This window comes from Rhodanobacter sp. L36 (assembly GCF_009765755.1).
In the GTDB taxonomy this organism is placed as follows: domain Bacteria; phylum Pseudomonadota; class Gammaproteobacteria; order Xanthomonadales; family Rhodanobacteraceae; genus Rhodanobacter.
The window spans coordinates 621,663-640,266 of record NZ_LMUV01000011.1; the positions used below are offsets into that span (position 1 = coordinate 621,663).

An 18,604-nucleotide genomic window follows, 5' to 3' on the forward strand; every position below is an offset into this window, starting at 1 on the left:
ATGCCCTTGGACACGCTAAGGAAAGCCAAGAAACGCAAACAGTCCGGCTAAAAAGTCGAACGCCGGACGGCAACGACCATGTCGCTCGCTGTGGCGACGCCAAGTCGCTACAACAGCTTCTGCGGCGAATGCGATTCGAGCGTGATGGACTTGCAAAGGCAATGCATGTCCAGGGGAATTGGTTTCAAGTTCCTGGCGAACTTCGGCATCGGCGCCATCGATGTCGCTCGCAACATCTGGCAACGTTTTCTGCTGGAAACGGATGCCACGCACATGCTCTTCATCAATGGCGACATGGGCTTTTCCGCCACTGAACTCATGCGCATGTTCGATTGGAAAGACGCTGATGTCATCGCTGTCATGTGTCCGAAAAACGTGTTGGCTGGGAGCGTGTAAAACGAGCTGGAGAATGATGCGGCCACCATGGCGGTGGGTTCGAAGGCTTCGCGTATCCAGGCCATCGGCACCGCCTTGATGATGATTTCCCGTCGATGTGTACGACAACTGATCACCGAAGGTCTAGCCCATGCGTGGACTATGGCGGCAACCGTGCCGACGGTTTTTCTCGCGCCGGGACAGAGTCGCGAGTTTTTCGCAGTGCTACCGTCAACGAAAACGGGCAGGGCGAGGATTATTATTTCTGTTCGCTGGTTCGCAAAATGGGCGGCAAAGTACTCGGATGTTCACGGATTCCCGTCTCCCATACCGGACGCTAAGCTTTTCTCGGTGACCTCCGGCATGGCTGAATCCGGCGGTTGAAAAATCAGGACGAAAGGTCCGCCACCCATTTAAATTGCAGGACTGCCAGCGCATGCGGGATATTTTGCTTCACTGCCACATCTTCAAGAATTCCGGCACCACGATCGATGGGATGCTGCAACGCGCATTCGGAGATCAGTGGGATTCGCTCGAAACAAAAGTGCCGCGCCATGCGGTGCCGAGCGAACAGTTCGTCGCGTTCGCGCGCACTCATCCTCATTTGCGTGCCATATCGAGTCACGGTGCGCACATGCCCATGCCGCAAGCGGACGACATCGTTTTCCATCCGATTCTGTTCCTGCGCCATCCGGTCGACCGGGTCGGATCGGTCTACGCCTTCGAGCGTCGGCAACCGGCGGACGCCAGAGGTATCGGCATCGAGGTTGCACGCAGTGAGGATCTCGCAGGATATGTGCGATGGCGATTGGCGGAAGGCAACGGCAGTGTCATTCGCAATTTTCAGACGATCCATTTGTCTGCCTACGGCGACGATCTTCGTCACGCGGTCGTCAACGACAATGATTTCGAGCGCGCCCAGGCGACGTTGCAATCGCTTCCGTTTCTTGGTCTGGTCGATCGCTTCGATGAATCGATTCGGCGCTTGCGCATCTATGTACGTCCCTTCGTGCGGGACTTTGCGCCGGAGGAATTCGCGCCTGCCGCTAACGCCACACCGGAGCGGGCGGCAACTCTAAGCGCAAGAATCGCCGAGATCGAAACGGCTCTCGGACCCGATTTGTACGCGCATTTGCTGGAGCAGAATCGGTTCGATCTCCAGCTGTATCAGCAGGCACAACAGCTTTTCGATCGCATCGTTCAGGCGCAGGCCTTGTTGGGAGCGCGCGATTTTCGCTAGGCAGTTTTGCGACAAATGCCGAACACAAACTGATCGGCTGAAGGATCGCAGTCACCATGCAAACGTGATTCACATTGCGACGATTGCCGTCGCGCGGCGATAATTCAGGGTTCAAGCCTTTACTGGACGTCGATCATGCTGGATCCCGCACTGCTGCGTTCGCACCTGGCCGACACCGCCGCGCGCCTCAAGCAAACCCGCAACTACGCGCTCGATGTCGCCGCGGTCGAGGCGTTGGAAAGCACACGCAAGCAGCTGGCGATGGAAACGCAGGAGTTGCAGAACCTGCGCAATACGCGTTCCAAGTCGATCGGCCAAGCCAAGTCGAAGGGCGAGGATGTCTCCGCGCTGATGGCCGAGGTCGCTGGTCTGGGCGACAAGCTCAAAGCCAACGAACAGGCACTAAGCGATGCGCAGGCGAAGCTTTCCGACATCATGCTGCTGATCCCGAATCTTCCGCATGAGTCGGTGCCGCTGGGCAAGGACGAGAGCGACAACGTCGAAGTCGGCCGGTGGGGCACGCCGCACACGTTCGAGTTCGAAGCGAAGGATCACGTGGAACTCGGCGAGCGTCACGGCTGGCTCGACGGCGATGCCGGCGCCAAGCTTTCCGGTGCGCGCTTCACTGTGCTGCGGGGACAGCTCGCGCACCTGCACCGCGCGATCGGCCAGTTCATGCTCGACCTGCACACCAGCGAGCACGGCTACCTCGAATGCAATGTGCCGGTGCTGGTCAACGCCGACAGCATGCTCGGCACCACCCAGTTACCGAAATTCGAGGAGGACCTGTTCTCCACCCAAGTCGGCGACACAAAGCGCTACCTGATTCCCACTGCGGAAGTCTCGCTCACGAATCTGGTGCGCGACACCATTCAGGAGTCCGACGCGCTGCCGCTGCGTTTCACCGCGCACTCGCTATGCTTCCGCGCCGAGGCTGGCAGCTACGGCCGCGACACCCGCGGCATGATCCGCCAGCACCAGTTCGAGAAAGTCGAGATGGTTCAGGTGGCCCGCGCCAGCGACTCTTACGCGCAACTCGAGGAAATGGTCGGCCACGCCGAAAAAGTGCTACGGAAACTCGGCCTGCCGTACCGCAAGCTGCTGCTGTGCACCGGTGACATGGGTTTCCAGTCGACCAAGACCTACGACCTCGAAGTGTGGCTGCCCAGCCAGCAGACCTACCGCGAAATCTCCAGTTGTTCCAACTGCGAAGACTTCCAAGCGCGTCGCTTGCAGGCGCGCGTGCGCAACGCTGGCACCGGCAAGCCCGAACTGGTGCACACCTTGAACGGTTCCGGTCTCGCTATCGGTCGCACGCTGATCGCGGTGATGGAAAACTTCCAGAACGCCGATGGGTCCATCGACGTGCCGGAAGCGCTGCGTCCGTACATGGCGGGGCTGGATCGCATCGCATGAATACGGATGCGCCTGCGCGTGGAACGTGGGACAAGGTGGAGTTCTACACCAGCTATTTCCTGCTGCTCGTGCTCGCTGCTTTCATCGGTACGCGCCTGAGCTTCGCCACGGTGTGGAAACTTCCAGCCATCGATCTCGTGCTTTCCATCGTCGCGCTGTTGATCGTTCTCGGTGCGTTCTGGTTCGCACGAGGTCGTCGAAGCTGGCGCCTGTGGATCATCGCCCTCGCCAGCGCAACCCAGATCGTCCCGATGGTTATCCGTGAGCCCGTGTTGTTGTTTCCGCTACTCGGCGCACTCATCCCGATAGCCATCCTGCTCGGCTGCCTGTTCGCGCTCTCGCGCAAAGGCAACGCGCCAGTTCGTCCATCGCAACGTTCCTGATAAACTGCGCGCCTGCTTGCAAAGCGAAGTTTGCTGAAGAGCACCAAGTTTTGGAGAGATGGCCGAGTGGTTTAAGGCAGCAGTCTTGAAAACTGCCGTAGTGGTAACACTACCGTGGGTTCGAATCCCACTCTCTCCGCCATCGAAATTATGTAAGTTATTGTTTTAAGTAATATTTACTTCTAGATGACGCGACTGGTATACCATTTGGTATGCCGGTCGTTGTTGTTTCTGCTTCTCTCTAATTGAGCTTCATTGAGCGGGACTTTTGCATCAAGTTCGTTTTGTGGAAAAGAACGAACGGTGCCTCTCGGCCGAACATACTAAGACTTCGATGACGAGTCTCGAGTTCGACCATGTGGTCATCCCCGATGCCACACACTTTCTTCGGGAGCGAAAGGCTCAAGCCAAGTTGTTTTACGTGGCCATTTCGCGGGCAACCCAAACGCTCACGATTGCATCGTCCCAGCGTTGCCGATCACGCTGTTGCTGCAGGCCGCTTCAACCGGCGCCGGGTGGATCCGTTGAAGGTCACGCCGTGGAACCCTTCGGTGAGGCCTTCCTGTGAGGGGAACACCACCAAATTGCAGCCCCCTTTGTGCACGGAGCTGGGATAGATCAGGCCATCCAGCCGGTGACCGCCCTTCGTCATAAACACTTGGGCGAGGTATTCGCACACCACCTGGGTGGGCACATAGCTCAGGTGTTCCAGATTGTTCTTCACCACGCGCTTGCTGACCTCGCGGACGAATCCATAGTGAAACCGCGCCCGTTCCAGCCTGCCTTTCTGTGCGAGATCGAAAACAGATGGCAGGCAAACAGGTTTGGTGAGGTCCACCACATGCAACGGGCGCGTCAGCTTGAATGACGCCACATAGACCGGGTCTGTCGTCGATCGATCGACGCCCACCTCGCGCATTGCCGTGAGCCGATCGAAGGAGGTGTAGAGATAGCGGATGCCGGCCGGATTCATTCGGCCTGCTTTCATTTTCGCCGAGGGCGGTGCCGTCAACTGATCGGCGGTGGGCGACCAATGCTCATCCGGCCACCGGATTCGCGCACGAAACACCTCGGTGCTGACGCCCAAGGTCACCACCAGAGGACGGAGCCTTTTGGCAAGGGCCGGGAGCCAGTTACAGATGTCGACGTCACCGGGCTCGCTGCTCTCCGACGGCGGTATGTTCGCGAAGTGATACCGCGTCACGTGCTTCACCGTGTGGGTGAAGTGTTGCCAGGAGGCCATCATCATGTCGTGCTCATGGCTCGACGCCCAATGGCCGTCGGCTGCGGGCACCCGCCCCCCATCGTAGATGTCGGCATTGATGAGATCCTGCATCAGCTCAGGTCGTTCTTCGAGATTCAAGGATTCGAAGATTTCCTCCATGCTCCATGGCTCGACGAGGTATTCGCCTTCGTCGAAGGGCACGCCGGCATCGTTCGGCTCATTGAAATACGCATCGACGGTTGGATAGATCGCTTCCAGCAGGACGTTGACCCTAGCGGCGATGGGACTGCGACTGCGGCGACCGCAGTAATCGCACGCACGCGCGGTCAAATCGTCGCGAACCAGCTTCCTGAGGTAATCATCATCGACGCATCGAGGGCACACGTGCTTGTCGCTTTCACGCCAGCCGCGTTCGTCGTCGAGAATCAAACCTTCCTTCATGTGCCCCATGGATCACCTGTCTGTACAGATCTTCCAAACCAGATGTGGGTGCACGGCAGAAGAGCAAGGATCATCTGCAAGGTTTCGTCAGCATTTCGTGACCAGAGCATCGTCTCCATTGCATAGCCCAGTTCGAAATCATACGACGATTCATAAAACCCAGCGAAGCGCAGCGTGGCAAAGCTAGTGTGCATCACAGCGGCTCTCGGGCGGCCATGCTACTCAGATGCGCCACGATTCCGAAGACATCCATGAAGCGCCACCTTCCGGATGACGCTCCCGATTGTGGGCGCACTGCATCCGGCTTTTCCGCATTCCACGGAACTGAGAGGGCCTCATGTAGGGAATCGGTTCCCGGACAATCCCTTGTTCACGAAGCGTGCGATGGTCAACGCGATCATTGAAGCCGTGCGCGCGTAGCTCGCTGTTGATCGTATCGGCGATGATGCGGCGCATCTCGATGGTGGAGTTCTTGATCTCGGCAGGCGGTATACCGCAGCCCATCTTTCTGCACCCACCACTTTGGGGATATTTGCCGTTGTAACGCCGGAACGTGTGCTCCGGTGACCGGTCAATGCCGTCATCCACCCGGCCGGATAACATCCCATGCACATGAGGATGTGGGACTCCCGATTGGAAAGCGATCGGTTCGTGAAACGCGAACATGTACGGCATGCCTCTCGCCAAAGCATCCATGATTTTGGATGCCAAGTGCATGTTCTGCTCTGCACTCAAGCAGTTTGGCAAGCTAAAAGTCACAGCGACAAATGCGGGGCTGTTCTTGCGCTCGTACTTGTCCGATGCGAGGAAGAATGCTTCCGGATCATGCCGTGCCCAGCTTGGCTGATTGTCATATCCCCAACCAATGAAGTCATCGCGCTCAGCGAAGGCGCCTTTTCTCAAAATGCATCTGATGTGATCGGCAGTCGTGCCACGTACTTTAGACACGATCTCGAAGTGAATTTGTTCCATGGCCTAGTCCTTCTCGTGCGCAATAAAAAAGGCCAGTGGGATAAACACCCACTGGCTACTTGGTTGGCAACGTTGTCTTTAAGTCGTCACTTCAAAAGCGAAACGTATAGTGGAGGCGCCCTTTTCAACCCGTCGGCAAAGTTCTGGAAGGAAGTTCTTCTCAAGTTCGTAATCCGTCGATGGCGTGCTCTGTGATCGCGGTCAGGAATCATCATGGGGATACGGCGGAGGCGGAGGCGGCGGACTGGCTAACATCGATGATGCCGCCAGTCATCGCGCACACGATGCTCATGCTGCGGCGTGATGATGATTAAGCGTGGGCCCACGAATCATTACGGGACAGGTTTGTGGGCCAGATCACAAGCAAGAACTTACTTGTTGCAGCTTCTGCATGCTGAGAGTAAAGATATAAAGGCTTGGAAGAGTTCGAAAAGGAAAGGGGAACGACCTTGCAGGGTGCCGCTGCCGCCAGCCATGACGCATGGACCGCGAACGACGGTTTAACTGCGTCGTACTTCCAACTAGCCAGTGTCGTTCACTGGTCGTCAATGCGTGACATCCGTTTTTCGCGATCACCTTGTCAAAATCAGTCCGCACGCCAGCATGCTTTCGAGCGTTTGCTGCGTTCTCATTGTCATCGTACTGGAAGATCTAGGCGCTTCGCATCTGCGAGTCAAGATCAAGACGGTTGTCAATGTAAACCTGGCGATGTGTGCGCAATTACTTCAGATGATCAAGAACGCTGGGGACTTAAGGAAGGTCGATGTGCTGCCGTGCGATTCTCGGTATGCGTGGCCACCAGCCTCAACCTCGCGTGGGTTTGCCTTTCCAAACTGACGGAAATACGGGCACGCATACCCAAGCCATATTATCGTTGGGTAGAAGTTTGCATTGCGCCATTCGCTGTCGCGTTGCTTGAAAAATCTCTGGATGTCTTCAGAGCAAGGGCGAAGACTCGGATGCGGAGGCTCGCGGTTGGCACGCGTCTGGAGATGGTGTACTCGGTGCGCAGGCATGATTAGTCAGATTTCAGAGGACGCCATCGTTGGAATGAAATGCTCCGACGGCAAGATGGCTCGCCAGCCACAAATACGAGGAAGTAGAAATGAGGCGACGTGCTTACGCATGGTGGAAAAAAGGGACTCTGCTAATTGCAGTGACTGGCTCGACTGGCGCCCTGGCGGTGACATATACCTTTTCCAGGGACGGACAAGCTGACGTGCCGGTGTGCCTTGCCGTCCAACAGGCGCTGTCCCGTGGGTTGATTCTGGACGCCCAAAAACCGCTTTGCTATCGAAGGTTCGACGTGTCGATCAAGGCGACTCGTTACGGCTTCAAGCCGATCAATTTCACGCCTGTGTCGAATTCTAGGTATCGGAGCTTATTAAGCCAAATGATGTCTATCGTTAACAACAGCAAATTGCCTTTAACGAAAGCCGATAAGCATGAAAACGAAGCGGCGGTGAGTCGCCTAATGAGTTCAGGTGCGATAAAGCTTTATCGAGCTCCTTTTGATAACAACAACAGCGGAAGCTCGCATGTTGTTTATTTTTTAGACTCTGTGCGGTGCCCTGGCGACGTTGAAGCGCCACGAAGTATGAATCCAACAATTTTTATGGAAAACGCTGACGGTACTTTAAATCGGTCGTGGGGTGTGGGTGATGAGACCTCAGGTAGTCCTTTTATCTACAGGGGACAGACTTATTACATACGCTGGACCTCGCTGGTAGGAGCTGCTCTAAAAAATGCCTGGTCGCAGTTGGATATTTATCACAATACGCCAGCTCTGCCGAGTTCTCCGCCTCAAGATCATGAGACGTTTTCTCCACCCGATTGCACCATTTATCAGATGAAAAAGGGAATTCGCTAATGGCAATCAATTACCATCCGTTACCATCTGGTAATATTACCGATGCAGATTCCTATCAAGGGCAGCTTTATCTCGAGTTGTGCCAAATGGAATGTATTGGCGGCATTCCAAATACGACTATTTATGAAGATGGAAAGGCAGACAGTAATCATCGAACGAGCGATCATGTGCAGGCTGTAGTTAGATGAACTGCGCAATGCCAACATGGCAAGAGCGGTTACGGAAATACCAGCAAAGCACACGGAAAATAAAGTCATGCCCAGGTAGGAACGCTTGAGAACCGCTCCCAGGTTTTGTCGACCGGCGATATCCGCCTTTCGTCGTCGCATCATGGTTGTGCTTCCGTCCTGGAATGGGAAAGCAGCAACACATGGGGATCGACCCGTACGCCACTTCGCGCGACGGAATCCAGATTGGTGGCAAAACGCACTTTCGAAGAGTCATCGAAGCGTAGGCAAAACATGCTGCCCGAGGCGCAGGTAAGGTCCGCTTCGCTGATGCTGAGCACGGGATGCCCAGACAGTTCCGTGAACAACTTCATGCGCTGATCGTCCGTGAGTGCACCAAGATAGACGGCGGCGCAATCGCGGCCGATGTCAGGATTCTCGACATCCATATGCTGAGCGATGATGCTTTGTCCGCCCGATAGGTGTGTGCCGTTCAGGAGATCGCTGGCGTACGCCGGGTTGGCCAATACGCATATCCGCAACTGCTGAGCGCTAGTCGGCCAGTGTGTATAGCTGATGATTCCAAGCACGACCGTGGTAACAGCTTGGGTGCGCATCGCTACTGCTTTCGAGGGCGCGATCGTGGCTTGACCGAAAGCGACCCGACAGCACGTCACAAAAAGAAGCAGAACCATCAAGCCGGATTCACGCCGATGCCATCTACCGACGTACTTGGCAGATGTGGAGCGCGATAGCATCTAGGAGATGGCCGAAGAATGTGATGCAAGTTCAATTTTAGCAACTCGCGACGAAAGCTCAACAATGCAATTCAGTAGCTGATGCTCTCTGTCATTACGTTTACTCTGGGCCAGGGGCCTGATCTTTCTGGCCGGTCACGCTGCTTGATCCGTGCTGTTCCCTCGTCTGCACCACGGGTCTGCTGACCGCAAGAATCATAGCGATGTTTCCGCCCTCGATCGATCAGACCGGCCGGAAACGCAATATCCGTATGTACTTCTGGACAGGTTGGTGTGGTTGTCGAGCCGACGATCCGCTTGAACATGATGTCCTCGCGGATGTGCCTCGCTCGCCCAATATCTAGTCATTGCGCTCCGCTATAGCCGCTTTGAGATCGTTGGCCTGCAACGCATCAAGGACGTCGATGACGTGCTGCGCTTTTGCCTTGTCGTCCGCCTTTATTGACCAAAGCGTGGAACGTGAGTGTGAGCGTGTGACGCGCCACGCGAGTGTCCCCCAAGGCCTTAGCGAAACTGAGGGCATGCCATCTATATATGCCTCACCCGACGCAGGCACGACGATCGTGTACCGACTGAGGCCACAGTCATCATTTGCATTCACGCAAACGGGGCCATCGCTACCCGTAAAATTGTCCATCAGCGGCAGCCGAGTGATCGGTGCTCGCCACGATGCACAGATCATCACAATGACGAGTACCAGCAATAAACCGACGAGTGGCGAGAGATCGATCGATGGCGACGGTAGATCGCCATGTTTCCGTGATGAATCATCCATTGGTTTATCCCTGGAAGTGTCACGCAACCCCGCCAAGCGGAAGGTACGTCCGCAGTGCGGCTGCGTCAACGCGAACCATCCGCTGCTACGCGGCGTATGTGGCTCCAAGCGTCGGCCAGATCGCTCGCACCCACATCCCAAATGACACTCGGCTTTTTTTGCGGCGATGCATATGGCAGGCACCCGATGCTGACGCTTTTGCGTGTTTAGTCACTTCGTCAGAGCCAATTGATCGACGCATCGCAGAATCGTCACGGCAAAAAGACTGAGCTTGACCAACGCTGGAATCCTCAACACAGATGGGAGTCGTCATGAATAAAATGGCATGTTTCGCCATGGCTGCAGTGGTCGGTCTTGGTTCGATCGGAACATCCAGCAGGGCGCACGCTCAAGTGGTTGTTGATGTCGGGCCTGCGCCGGACTGTCCGTATGGCTATTACGACTATGCACCTTATCCGTGTGCGCCTTATGGCTACTACGGACCCGAATGGTTTGCGGGTGGCATCTTCATTGGGGCGGGTCCGTGGTTTCACGGTCACCACGGATTCTACGGCCACGTAGACAACCGTTTCGATGGCCGCCGCGGCTTTCACGGTCCATTTCCGAATCGGCACGACCGTCCCGATCCTTCCCGACATTTCGATCACATGCCTAGTTTTCGCGGCAACGAAATGCGCGATGGACGAGGTCATGTCGGCGGAGGCGAACATGGTGGGCGTGGGCACTGATCAAGCTGCGTCTTCCTCAGTGCACGGTGCGTCGAGCTACCGTGCAATGGTGAGCTGCGTTGAGCCAACCAATCTGCGCACGGCTCAATGGATCGCATCGTCGTTTAAGGCCGCGTCGTAGGGTTCCGGTCAGGAAAGCGAAGCGTGTGCAATTGCTTCAACTGGTGCGCATGAGCGTAAATGTCCATGAACGAAAGTAAAAAAGGATGGCGTGAAAGCCATCTTTTTTTATTCCGGAAATCAGTGCCGGATCGTAGCGGCTCCCGACGTCGCATCTATATTCACTGGCGATGCGATCAATGCTCGTGTGTTTGACCATGCAGGCATCCGCTCTCATGGCGTGCGAACCAGTGTGCGCCCGAAAGACCGTGGGCTATATTCGCCACGTCGATAGTGCAAGGAAGAATGATGAAGATCATGTGGCCACGCGCCATTGTCGTCGTTGTGCTGGCGGCAGGATTGATCGCTTTGCATTTGCTTGCGGTTTCCCAAAGGCGCCTGGATCCGATGGCGCTGTCCTACGGCATGCAGGTGCTGGCGCCATTGATCGCTGCCGCAGTCGCATGGTGGACGGGCCGCGATCCGCACGGACAACTTCATACTCGCTGGCGTCTGCTGGCACTCGCATTCCTCCTCTGGGCCGTTGGCATCGGCGCGAGCATGTGCATCGATGTGTATCGCACTGCGTGCCTCGTGAGACCCGGATTCGACACTGCGGCTTACGTGCTTTATGGCGTGCCGCTCCTGCTGGTACTGACTACATCGCCTTCGGAATGGGCATCGCCGTTGATCCGCTGGATCGACGCGGCGATGGTCGTGGTCCTGACCGCGCTCATTCTGGTCAATGCGCTGCTGTTTGCCGGACTGATGGGCCTCAACGCCGATGAGGCGCTCGCGGGAAACATTTCGATGTACGACGCGGAGAATCTCCTGCTGCTTCTGTTCGCATCGATACGCCTGCTTGCTTCAACGGATGGCTCAAGTCGGTTGCTCTATGGTGCGCTGGCGATCTACACGGGTCTCTATTTTGTAGCCGCCTGGTACTACAACCATCATGTCGTGGCGACGCTGCACTTCGACACAGGCACCCGATACGACGTCGTGGTGGACCTGCCTTTTCTGGCGTTTGCACTCGTGGCGCTGGCGTTCGATTCAAATGGACCTCTGTCGTTGAGTGTTACGCCGCGACTGGCGCGATTCGCCGCCGCCGTGCCGTCGTTTTTCTTGACCATCACAGTGGTCGTGATCGCGACCCTGACGGCCCAATATGCGTTTCGGTTCGGCATTTCCTGCACCATCCTTGCGATTCTGGGTTACGGCATTCGCAGCACGCTGCAACAGGTGCATCACGTTGGCGCCACGCGTAGCGCAGAGCGCGATCGCGACGTGATGGCGGAGCTGGCTTGGCGAGATGCGTTGTCGGGTATCGGCAACCGCAGGGCCTTCGACGCGGCGTTGCATCTGGAGTGGGCTCGCGCGCGACGAACCGGACAGAACCTTGGGTTGTTGATGATCGACATCGATCACTTCAAGGCCATCAACGACTTGTCAGGTCACGTGGCTGGCGACGACGTGATTCGCGCCGTTGGCAAATCACTCGAAGTGTCGATCAATCTGTCGAACGCCGTGCTTGCGCGTTACGGCGGCGAAGAATTTGCCTGCTTGTTGCCCGATACATCATCAACCGAAGCCCGCGTCATTGCGGAGCGGATGCGCGCGACAGTGGAAGGGCCTTCAATTACGCATCCCACCAGCACGGAAGGAAAGGTGACCGTAAGTATCGGTGTTGCAAGCCTGAGTGTTGGCGACGACGTCTCGGTCAGCGCGTTGGTTCAGACCGCAGATCACGCCCTCTACAAGGCCAAGACAACCGGGCGCAATTGCGTCGCCGACTGAGACGGCTGAAATTCCCTTCATCTTCTCAACGGCGTCGATGCGGCAAATTTTTAAACGAATCATGGAACGCCACGCGGCCGTGCATCGTTGAATTCATGAATGGCTTGTATAGCTTCATGAATGCACATTTCGAGTGACAACAACTTCGTTTCGGAGTTGTCACAAAAACGGCGTCACGCTCTACGTTTTTCGACGATGGAGAGGGACGTTGACAAGAAGCAGACGCAAATCCGGCGGAGACACTTGTGCTGCCATTGCGCCGAAGCTTGCCATTTGGCAAATCATGGCAGTGCTCGCGCTGGTGGTGTGCACTGCAGCCTTGTTGATTTGCGCCGTGGTGAAGGTGGCGCCGTGAGATCGCTGCGCACGATGGATTTTTTACCTGCACGGAGCGCATCGTCGATGCCTGCTCTTCACCGGATACAGTGTTATCGGAATTTTTCGCCGTGGTTGTAGCATCAGCGCGGCAACATCCTGTCCAACCATCCACTCGAGGAAGACGTCATGCGTAAGCTGCTCTTGAAACTCGTCGGTGTTTTTGCGTCCAGGTGCACTGCCAAATGCCCGACATGCGGTGAATCGTGCATGGGTGGCGTGCATGGGACCGGTGGTCACTACTGCTCTCAGGGGCACAACTGGTAACACTCTCCAACGTTGTGTTCATCAACCCGCTCGATGCAACATCGAGCGGGTTGATTCGTCAGGGCGTCTGTCGATAGGACAATGGCAGCAGGTCTTCGTGGAGCTGGCCGTGTCTTGCCAGTATGTTGCCGATCTGGCCGTGCAGCCATGAATGATCTTCTGGATCGGCCTTGCTTGTCATCGCGTCGGCCTGCGTGACAACGGCACCCAGGAATTCGCGATGGTCGGGATGTTCGGCGATCAGCCCCGGAATCGATTGGTCCAGTTTTTCCAGCAGTGGTTCAAGCTGGTCACGTGAAAGCGTCATGGCTGATTCCTTGGGATGCGGTCATTCGAGCATCACCGTGACGACGTCAAGCGCAGGTCAAGTAAGCGGGGACTCGCACGTGCGAACGACGCGCGAAGCTTCGACATGCACGCAGCTGCGGCGTCGTCGGGTTACGGATCGGCTCAATGTTGCAGGGCGGGCGCGGGTACCGTGGTGCTTTCGTCATAGCTTACGTCGTCGATGAACAAGCCTCCGAGTGCATCATCCGGGCTGGCATCCAGCACGACCGACGTCGTCGGCGTTCGCCACTGCGTGCTCACGCGCCGCAACTGCCCGGCGGGGATTGCCATCATCACATCGGCATTGGGTGCCGAGTGGAGAATCACGGTGCGGTCTGACCCGTTGTCGTTGAAGATGCTCAGAGCCGTGAGCACGCGTGGCGCGATGAACGAGAAACCCGCTTGGTGCGCATCGCACTGGGCAACGCCGAGGTTGAACGTGGAAAACCTGCCGCGTGGCGCGCCGACTTTCCAGTCGCCGTGATTCCATGAAATCACGCCGGTGGGGTAGGTTGCATCCAGCGTCATGCCCACGGCGAGTTGCGGATTATCGAAAGTCACGGTTTTCACCGGCAGCTTTCCACCATCGCCTGAAATGCTGACCTGCCGTGCAGCCGTGCGATGAACGCGCAAAACGTGGGTCTGGCGATCGAACTTATAGCCGTCCATCACTTCGTGGCCATCCATCCAGACGGTTGTCGGCGTGAAATCAAGTTTCAGTACATCGTCGCCCGCTTCATCGAACGTCGCGTAGGTGACGCTTCCGCGACCGTAAGCGATTCGGGTGACGACCGATGTGGTGCCGAGGAAATGGGAGGCGTCCCCCGGTGCCCACGCGGGCACGGCCCACAAGCCATCCATCATGCGTCGCGGGCCATCAGAGAATTCATCAGTGAACCACCATTGCCCTTGTCCCCACGGGGTCGTTCCCAGCGGTGGGAACCCTTGCTGGTAGGTAACCCAGTTGTATGAGCGATAGGCCGCGTCGCGGTATTTTTCGTCGCCGGTTTTCCAGTAGAAGATGGCTTCGACGGCAGCGAGTCTTGCCGTGTGGCTGTCGCAGCAGACGTTGGGTTTGCCACAGCAGAAGTTTTTGCCATCGCCTTGCTCGGTGGTCACCGTGGCGCCGTGCACGATGTATTTCGGCCAGCGCGGCGTGGTTTTCACCCAGTCGATCAACTTGGCCGCATCGTTCTTCCATTCCACATCCTTGTCGGGATGCAGCAGGACATAGCGTGCGGTTTCCAGCGGGATCACGTTGTTCATGTTGCCCATGGTGGGCGCAACGTCTTCGAAGTAACCGACCCACACATTGTTTTTCATGGGGTATCGGCGCAGCCATTGCCAGGCCTGCTCGCGCGCTCCGCGATAACCGACGACGTCGCCGAATTGCAGCCGGATCATTTCATCAAGCAAGGCGATCGGCTCGATGACATTTGCCGAATACTCGCCCATCGCCTTGCCACGAACTCGCCCGCTTCTCGCATCGACGCGCACCGGCCACGGCGAATGAGTGGCGTCGCCGGCGCGGATATTTTTCACCAGTGCGTCCGCGCATCGCTTGGCTGCCTCCAGGTAGCGTGCTTCGCCGGTCATTTCGTAGAGGCGCAGATAACCGTAGCCATCCTCACCGACAATCGGTGGCTCGATGAAATCCACCGCGTGCTGGCTCCATCCGCGATAGTTCGCGGCGCCCGGATCCGCCGACGCATAAGGCACGCCGCTCCACGCGTAGTCACGCGGCGTGGTGCCGTGCACGAGTTCGTAATCGACGGCGTCTTCAAGTAGCTGGATGGTTTCGGCGTCGCCCGTGTATGGGTACAGATGCTCGACAAATCCTTCCAACATGGCGCGCAGATAACCCGTGGAATTGGCCCAGTGGCGGTCCGGAATTGTCTTGAACGTGCTGCGATCGAAATCCACGCAGCAATGGAAATAGTAGTAACGCGGCCCGTGGTATTGCTGCAGCAGATAGCTCCATTGCGTCATGAAATATGACTGATAGGAAGCGCCGACATCGTCGGGCCACGGCCACGGCAGCAGCTTTCCAGTGGCATCGAGCTGCACGGGTCGACCCTGGATGGCGTTCGCATCGAACGCGGATACCGCCTTGAACGGTTCCTGCGCATGCAGGCTGCAGCAATATGAAATCAGCAGTGCAATCCACGGAAGCAAGCGTTTCATCGTGCGTCGATGCCCCTGCGTGTTTACTCGATCATGGCAAAATCATATTTTAAAGAGCGTCGTGTTCGGGAACCTGTTCCATCGACTGACGAATGGCGGCGAGCAAGGTTTCGGCGCCGAACGGCTTGCGAAGAAACACGCCGCGTTCGACGATATCCGTGCGATGCGCTTCGGTGTCCGCGGTAATCACCACGACGGCAATGGAGGGACGTTGCTCGATGGCCTTGCGGCAGACATCCAGTCCGCTGATCGGGCCGGCCAGCACGATGTCGGCGACGATGACATCAATGGAACGAGGGCCATGCAAATGCCCGGCCGCATCCGTCGAACCACGCGCAGAGATTGTCTCGAATCCATCTGCCGCGGAAAGCAGCAGCACGATCGACTCCAGCACCAGTGCGTCGTCGTCGACAACGAGTATCGTCTTGTTCGTTGACACGGAACCCCCAAGTTCGCCCCGACGCATCACAGCACATTCCTCGCCGTGATGGAACGCACGTCGTCAGGCCTCCGGGCTGGGCGGCAATATGTCCGCGGTGTCTTGAGGGCTGCTCTGTCGCTTCAACAGCCACGCAAGCACTGGTGGGGTGACCATCGCGGTCAGCAGCGACATCGCCACGATGATGGCGTAGATGCGGTGCGTGAATACACCTGCAGTAAGGCCAAGGCTGGCGATCACCACGCCGACTTCGCCGCGCGGCACCATGCCGAAACCGACGATGGTGGCGCTGCGTCGGCCCAGCGAAAGCGAGCCTAGCCAGCCGCCGATCAGCTTGGAAACGATGGCGATCAGCGTGACCACGAGCAGCATCCACAGTGCTTCGGCGTTCGCAAGTTCGTGCAGGTCGATCTTGCTGCCGGTGATCACGAAGAAGAACGGCGTGAGCAACGCGAGCAACGGCATCGTCTGTTGTTCCAGCGTGTGCTGCTGTCGCGTTTCGGAAGCGATCATGCCGGCGAGGAACGCACCGATGATCGCGGCGAGACCAAACAGCGTGGATAGATAGGCCAGCCCCAGGCACAGCGCCAGCACGATCATCAGCGGCGAATGCGGACTCAATGGTTTATCCAACCAGGTCGAATTCCAGCGCATCGCGCGTGCGCCGCCCCAGCCGATCACCGCGATGAAACCGATCGCGCCGCCCAGCACGACCAGCAGGTGGGTGAGGTCGAAACCGCCGCCACCTTGAAGCGATACCACTACGCCAAGCAGCAGCATGGCGAGGATGTCGTCGATCACCGCGGCGCCGAGAATCACCTTGCTCTCGATGCGCTGCAAGGCGCCGAGCTCCTGCAATACGCGTGCGGTGATGCCCGCCGACGTGGCGACGAAAGCGGCGGCGACAAACAGCGATCGATCCCAGTCGAAGCCGCTGCCATGCGCCCACAAACCGCCCATGGCGAATGGCACCAGCACGCCGAGGATGCCCACGAGAAAAGCGATCTTGCCGACTTTCTTCAGGTCTTCGAGCCGGGTTTCCAGGCCCACCGAAAACAGCAACAGCACGACACCGATTTCGGCCAGCACATCCAGCGGCGTGCCGGTGGCGGTCTGTTCGGGGGTGATCCATCCGAGCAGCGAAGGGCCGATCACGCAACCGGCGGCGATTTCACCGACGACGCCAGGCAACTTCAACCGCTGCGCGATTTCGCCGCCAATCTGCGCAGCGACGAACACGATGAACAGCGTGAGTAGAATCTCGCTGGCGTGATGCATGCGGCGCGCGCCCCGGTCGTTGATCGAGCCTGCATGCTACACGCAGCACACGATGGCAATGACGTCGGCTTGCGCTATTCGGCCGCCGTTGCGACAGGTAACGGCCGATCGTGGCGCAGGTGGCTGAATACCCGGCTGGCGATCGCGGTGATGGCGGCCAGCAACAGCACCGTCCAGCGGAACGCGGTCACATAGTCGTCGTGCGCATGGCCTTGCAGCAGCGCTTCCATCAGCAACGTGGAAAGCGCGATCCCGAAACTCATCGCCAGGTATTGCGCGGTCGATGCCATCGACGAGGCCATCGATGCGTGCTTGATGTCCAGGTCGTTGTAGATGAGCGTGTTCATGGCGGTGTACTGCAACCCTGAAAACGCGCCGTAGAGGAAGGTCAGCGAAGCAATCAGCCAGACCGGCGACGTCGGCCCCAGCAGGGCGAAAGCTGCAAGCAGCAGCGCCACCGCCAACGTGTTTCCGAGCAGCAATCGGCGATAGCCGAAGTGAACCAGCGCACGGCTGATCACCCACTTCGCACTGATCGATCCGAGCGCCTGCGGCACCATCATCAAGCCTGCCATCACCGGCGACCAGCCGCAGCCGACCTGCAGAAACAACATGAGCAGCAGGAACATGCCCGAGATGCCGAGCCGGGTGAACAAGCCGCCGGCGAGTGCCACCCAAACGCTGCGCACGCGAAGCAACGTGAGGTCGGCGACCGGGAACGCGACGCTGCGACTGCGCCACACATAGATCAACGCGAGCGCGACACCGAGCACGCTGCACGTGCCGATGCGCGCCCACGGCACCGGCGTCACGCCAGCCTGTTCCGACGCCGTAAGCAACAACGCTGATGCGCCAGCGAACAACACGAAGCCGAGCAGGTCGAAACGGTTCGCCTGCGCGAGCCGATAGTCCGGCATGTCGCGCTTGTTCATCCATACACCGGCAATCGCCACTGGCACGTTGATCAGGAAGATCAATCGCCACGACGTGAATTCGACCAGTGCGCCACCGAGCAACGGCCCGAGCACCGAGCCAAGCAACCCGAAAGTAGCGACGGTACTCATGGCGCGCACGAATTCACGCTTCTCGATACTGCGCACCAGCACATAGCGGCCGACCGGCATCAATGATGCGCCGCCAACGCCCTGGATCACCCGCGCGGCGACCAGTTGCGGCAGCGTCTGCGATAGACCGCACAGCAGCGAACCCACGCCAAACACAATGATCGCGATGCCGAATACGCGGCGCGTGCCGAGCCGATCGCAAAGCCACGGGCTCGCCGGAATCAGGATCGCGAGCGTCAGCACGTAGCTGGTGAGTGCGGTGCGCATGCCCAGTGGCGCAACCTTCAACGCCTCCGACATCGCCGGCACTGCGGTGTTGACCACAGTCGAATCCAGCGACTGCATGAAGAACGCGGCGGCCACCAGCCAGAGCAGGCCGCGGTAGCGATCGCGCGAGGACATCTCCGACAGCGCCTCGACCACC

Annotated in this window: 17 protein-coding genes and 1 tRNA gene; 6 read left to right on the forward strand and 12 right to left on the reverse strand. The window is 57.9% G+C overall.

Going from position 1 to position 18,604, the window contains the following annotated elements; all coding sequences use genetic code 11:
- Window positions 1–15: 15 nt before the first annotated feature.
- Both GSQ73_RS12535 and GSQ73_RS18150 read right to left on the reverse strand, forming a co-directional pair.
- Window positions 16–504 (reverse strand): hypothetical protein, encoded by a 489-nt coding sequence (locus tag GSQ73_RS12535; protein WP_158884470.1) that lies wholly within the window; start codon window positions 502–504, stop codon window positions 16–18.
- 259 nt (window positions 505–763) lie between these two features.
- Window positions 764–1,045, reverse strand: coding sequence for a hypothetical protein (locus tag GSQ73_RS18150; protein WP_343160842.1), 282 nt, complete (start codon window positions 1,043–1,045; stop codon window positions 764–766).
- 138 nt (window positions 1,046–1,183) lie between these two features.
- Between GSQ73_RS18150 and GSQ73_RS18155 the strand changes: the two genes are divergently transcribed.
- The 4 genes from GSQ73_RS18155 to GSQ73_RS12555 all read left to right on the forward strand — a co-directional run bounded on the left by GSQ73_RS18155 (window position 1,184) and on the right by GSQ73_RS12555 (window position 3,556).
- Window positions 1,184–1,615 (forward strand): hypothetical protein, encoded by a 432-nt coding sequence (locus GSQ73_RS18155; RefSeq protein WP_343160844.1) that lies wholly within the window; start codon window positions 1,184–1,186, stop codon window positions 1,613–1,615.
- Window positions 1,616–1,750: 135 nt separating this feature from the next.
- Window positions 1,751–3,031 carry a serine--tRNA ligase gene (serS, locus tag GSQ73_RS12545; RefSeq protein WP_158884474.1) on the forward strand — a complete coding sequence of 427 codons (1,281 nt, stop codon included), beginning with the start codon at window positions 1,751–1,753 and terminating at the stop codon, window positions 3,029–3,031.
- Complete coding sequence (locus tag GSQ73_RS12550) at window positions 3,028–3,414, forward strand: LrgA (RefSeq protein ID WP_158884477.1); 387 nt, start codon at window positions 3,028–3,030, stop codon at window positions 3,412–3,414. The genes serS and GSQ73_RS12550 overlap by 4 nt, the downstream gene beginning before the upstream one ends.
- A gap of 52 nt (window positions 3,415–3,466) precedes the next feature.
- A tRNA-Ser gene (locus tag GSQ73_RS12555) sits at window positions 3,467–3,556 on the forward strand.
- 336 nt (window positions 3,557–3,892) lie between these two features.
- Here the strand turns inward: GSQ73_RS12555 and GSQ73_RS12560 are convergent.
- On the reverse strand, window positions 3,893–5,080 hold the full coding sequence (locus GSQ73_RS12560; RefSeq protein WP_158884479.1) for an RES domain-containing protein: 1,188 nt from the start codon (window positions 5,078–5,080) through the stop codon (window positions 3,893–3,895).
- A 222-nt stretch (window positions 5,081–5,302) separates the two neighbouring features.
- Window positions 5,303–6,052 (reverse strand): MobA/MobL family protein, encoded by a 750-nt coding sequence (locus GSQ73_RS12565; RefSeq protein WP_158884481.1) that lies wholly within the window; start codon window positions 6,050–6,052, stop codon window positions 5,303–5,305.
- Between the two features lie 1,105 nt (window positions 6,053–7,157).
- On the opposite strand from GSQ73_RS12565, the gene GSQ73_RS12570 reads away from it, so the two are divergent.
- Window positions 7,158–7,922, forward strand: coding sequence for a hypothetical protein (locus GSQ73_RS12570; protein WP_158884483.1), 765 nt, complete (start codon window positions 7,158–7,160; stop codon window positions 7,920–7,922).
- Window positions 7,923–7,942: 20 nt separating this feature from the next.
- Here GSQ73_RS12570 and GSQ73_RS12575 read toward each other — a convergent pair whose 3' ends face one another.
- The 3 genes from GSQ73_RS12575 to GSQ73_RS12585 all read right to left on the reverse strand — a co-directional run bounded on the left by GSQ73_RS12575 (window position 7,943) and on the right by GSQ73_RS12585 (window position 9,622).
- Window positions 7,943–8,254: a hypothetical protein gene (locus GSQ73_RS12575; protein WP_158884485.1), complete on the reverse strand. Its 312-nt coding sequence runs from the start codon at window positions 8,252–8,254 to the stop codon at window positions 7,943–7,945.
- Window positions 8,251–8,706, reverse strand: coding sequence for a YfiR family protein (locus tag GSQ73_RS12580; protein WP_216844774.1), 456 nt, complete (start codon window positions 8,704–8,706; stop codon window positions 8,251–8,253). Before GSQ73_RS12580 ends, GSQ73_RS12575 begins: the two co-directional genes overlap by 4 nt.
- 481 nt (window positions 8,707–9,187) lie before the next feature.
- On the reverse strand, window positions 9,188–9,622 hold the full coding sequence (locus GSQ73_RS12585) for a biopolymer transporter ExbD (RefSeq protein ID WP_158884489.1): 435 nt from the start codon (window positions 9,620–9,622) through the stop codon (window positions 9,188–9,190).
- Between the two features lie 1,136 nt (window positions 9,623–10,758).
- Here GSQ73_RS12585 and GSQ73_RS12590 point away from each other — a divergent pair.
- Window positions 10,759–12,246, forward strand: coding sequence for a GGDEF domain-containing protein (locus tag GSQ73_RS12590; protein ID WP_158884491.1), 1,488 nt, complete (start codon window positions 10,759–10,761; stop codon window positions 12,244–12,246).
- Window positions 12,247–12,946: 700 nt separating this feature from the next.
- On the opposite strand, the gene GSQ73_RS12595 is transcribed toward GSQ73_RS12590, so the two are convergent.
- The 5 genes from GSQ73_RS12595 to GSQ73_RS12615 all read right to left on the reverse strand — a co-directional run bounded on the left by GSQ73_RS12595 (window position 12,947) and on the right by GSQ73_RS12615 (window position 18,582).
- The gene (locus GSQ73_RS12595) at window positions 12,947–13,195 is read right to left on the reverse strand and encodes a hypothetical protein (protein ID WP_158884493.1); all 249 of its coding nucleotides are present in this window, start codon (window positions 13,193–13,195) and stop codon (window positions 12,947–12,949) included.
- 143 nt (window positions 13,196–13,338) lie between these two features.
- A complete protein-coding gene (locus tag GSQ73_RS12600; protein WP_158884495.1) occupies window positions 13,339–15,399 on the reverse strand; it encodes a hypothetical protein in 2,061 nt (686 codons plus the stop codon).
- A 49-nt stretch (window positions 15,400–15,448) separates the two neighbouring features.
- The gene (locus GSQ73_RS12605; RefSeq protein WP_158884497.1) at window positions 15,449–15,838 is read right to left on the reverse strand and encodes a response regulator; all 390 of its coding nucleotides are present in this window, start codon (window positions 15,836–15,838) and stop codon (window positions 15,449–15,451) included.
- A gap of 63 nt (window positions 15,839–15,901) precedes the next feature.
- Window positions 15,902–17,116, reverse strand: a complete 1,215-nt coding sequence (locus GSQ73_RS12610) for a cation:proton antiporter (protein WP_158884499.1) — start codon at window positions 17,114–17,116, stop codon at window positions 15,902–15,904.
- Between the two features lie 74 nt (window positions 17,117–17,190).
- Window positions 17,191–18,582, reverse strand: coding sequence for an MFS transporter (locus GSQ73_RS12615; protein WP_254063455.1), 1,392 nt, complete (start codon window positions 18,580–18,582; stop codon window positions 17,191–17,193).
- Window positions 18,583–18,604 lie beyond the last annotated feature (22 nt).